This is a genomic window from Sphingomonas sp. (assembly GCF_035910975.1).
In the GTDB taxonomy this organism is placed as follows: domain Bacteria; phylum Pseudomonadota; class Alphaproteobacteria; order Sphingomonadales; family Sphingomonadaceae; genus Sphingomonas.
Genome location: NZ_JAMHWM010000004.1, coordinates 1 through 1478, shown reverse-complemented (window position 1 = coordinate 1478; position 1478 = coordinate 1). Strand labels below are relative to the sequence as shown.

Sequence of the window (1478 nt, the reverse complement as noted above, 5' to 3'; positions counted from 1 at the left end):
CTGAGAGGGTGTTTGGTAATTAAGCCGCCTGCGCGCGAGCCACGCGGCGCAGCAGCAGCCGGCCTTCGGTGATCCAGATCCACGTCTCGGACACGTCGAGGCGCCGGTCGTAGTCCTTGGCCATGCGGCGCGGCGAGTCGTTCCAGGCGTTGGTCCGCTCGACGACCCATCGCTTGGGGAGGATCTCGAATCCACGAGCCGGCGTCGGGAGAAGGCTCAACTGCGCGGTGGCCCAGACCTTGTCGCGACGGCGCACGACGTCGACGCGGACATCGCGGGTGCGCATCTCGTCGGCACAGCGTCCGGCGTAGCCCTGGTCGACGTAGACCATCGCCAGCGTCGGATACCGCGCGAGCGCGGCATCGAGCACGGCGGGACCGACATCGCGATCTTGGACCGACGCCGCCGTGACGACGACGGCCAGCAAGAGCCCGAGCGTGTCGGTAGCGATGTGGCGCTTGCGCCCCTTGATCTTCTTGTTGGCATCGAACCCGCGTGGACCACCCTGCGCTGACGTGCGCACCGACTGGGAGTCGATGACGGTGGCGGTCGGGTTCGCATCACGCTCCTCCCGCTCGCGCCAGATCGCGGCGAGGCGCGCGTGCATCATCACGAACCGCTCCTTCGTCGACCACTCGCGAAACGCCGCGTAGACGGTCTGCCACTTTGGGAAGTGGCGCGGGAGCATGCGCCACGCGCACCCGGACCGAACGACGTAGGCGATCGCATCGAACATCGTCCGCCGCGAGTGCTTGGGCGGCCGCCCGGGGCCGGTGTTCTCGAAGAGGTCTCGCACGAGAGCCCACTCGTGATCCGTCAAGCTCGACGGATACCCGCGCGGCGGCCCCTCTGCACGATGCTCGTCGGTGAAGCGGTGGGGCGTAGGGACAAGACGCGGTGTCGCCCGCTTCGCGCGCCGCACACGCTGCACACCCGCGCGCTTCAACGCTCGCGCCATCATGAACCGATCGATGCGGGCCCCCAGCTGTTCGCTGAGCATGCGCGTCAACTCGACAATGGGCGCCGCAGGATTCGCGAGCGCCAGCTGCCGAATCACGTCGAGCTCCGCGCTCCCCAGCCGGTGCGGGCGCCCTTTCGCCGCAGACTTCGATGCCACCGTCATGCCGGCATTATGCACCAAGAGAACTTAAATATCAAACACCCTCTCAGGGACTGTGAATGAATCGGCGGCGCTTGCCGCGGCGGGCCCTTACGCGGCCTCAACGGCGCTCCTTGTCACTTCGGACCCTCACTTCGCTCGGGTCCTCAGGGCGGCGGGATCGCGGGGCCGCCGGTCGGGGCCTCGTCGAGGGCCTGGCGGAACAGGGCGGTGACCTCGGTCCGGTCGCGCAGCATGCCGGTGTAGAGCGCCTGCGACTTGCGGCCGGCGTCGTCGATGAAGACCAGGGTCAGGCCGCCGGCGTCGGCCATGGTCCAGCCGTCGGGCGCGTGCTTGCTGCGCGGGTAGGCGGCGCGCA

At 68.7% G+C, this 1478-nt stretch carries 2 protein-coding genes; both read right to left on the bottom strand.

Translation table 11 applies throughout. The features are described 5' to 3' along the window. Positions 1–19: 19 nt before the first annotated feature. A complete protein-coding gene (locus VYI76_RS00065; RefSeq protein WP_326522730.1) occupies positions 20–1123 on the bottom strand; it encodes an IS5 family transposase in 1104 nt (367 codons plus the stop codon). A gap of 143 nt (positions 1124–1266) precedes the next feature. Continuing rightward, the coding region (locus tag VYI76_RS00060) for a hypothetical protein (RefSeq protein WP_326522729.1) at positions 1267–1478 on the bottom strand (212 nt) is incomplete at its 5' end.

Excerpts from the sequence above, each read along its gene's own strand:
- VYI76_RS00065 (WP_326522730.1), bottom strand. The coding sequence starts at position 1,123 with ATGACGGTGGCATCGAAGTCTGCGGCGAAAGGGCGCCCGCACCGGCTG.